1 protein-coding gene is annotated in these 640 nt (G+C 56.0%); it reads left to right on the top strand.

Translation table 11 applies throughout. The annotated features are described in order from the left end of the window. On the top strand, positions 1-640 hold a 640-nt coding region (locus FEV53_RS20575), incomplete at both ends, for an integrase core domain-containing protein (protein ID WP_142836438.1).

The raw sequence follows: 640 nt of genomic DNA, 5'->3' as shown, positions 1-640 counted from the left end.
CTGCAACGGAATGGCATCTCGCGCCTGCCGGACGTCGAGGGCGACAAGCCAAAGCGGCAGCGGTTCAAGCGATACCCTATCGGCTTCTTTCATATCGACATCGCCGAGGTTCAGACGGCGGAGGGCAAGCTCTACCTCTTCGTGGGTATTGACCGAACCAGCAAATTCGCAGTCACCCAACTCGTGGACAAGGCAGATCGTAAGACCGCATGGGAGTTCCTCGAACACCTGCTCAATACCGTCCCCTATCGCATCCACACGATCCTCACTGACAACGGCATCCAGTTCGCCGAGCAGCCCCGCAACCGGAACACAGCATATTCACGGCAGATGCGGTTCGACATGATCTGTGAGGCAAATGRGATCGAACATCGGCTCACTAAGCCGAACCATCCGTGGACCAATGGCCAGGTCGAACGAATGAACCGCACCATCAAGGAGGCGACGGTCAAACGCTTCCACTACGAAAATCACGACCAGTTGCGAACACACCTTGCCGACTTCATGGCAGCCTACAACTTCGCCCGCAGGCTCAAGACCCTCAGCGGGCTGACGCCTTACGAATACATCTGCAAGATCTGGACTTCAGAGCCAGATCGATTCATCCTAAATCCGATCCACCAAATGCCGGGACTGAACA

Source organism: Palleronia caenipelagi, from assembly GCF_007004065.1.
Lineage (GTDB): Bacteria > Pseudomonadota > Alphaproteobacteria > Rhodobacterales > Rhodobacteraceae > Palleronia > Palleronia caenipelagi.
Note: the sequence above shows the minus strand (reverse complement) of the source record. Positions and strands in the feature narration are given on the sequence as shown.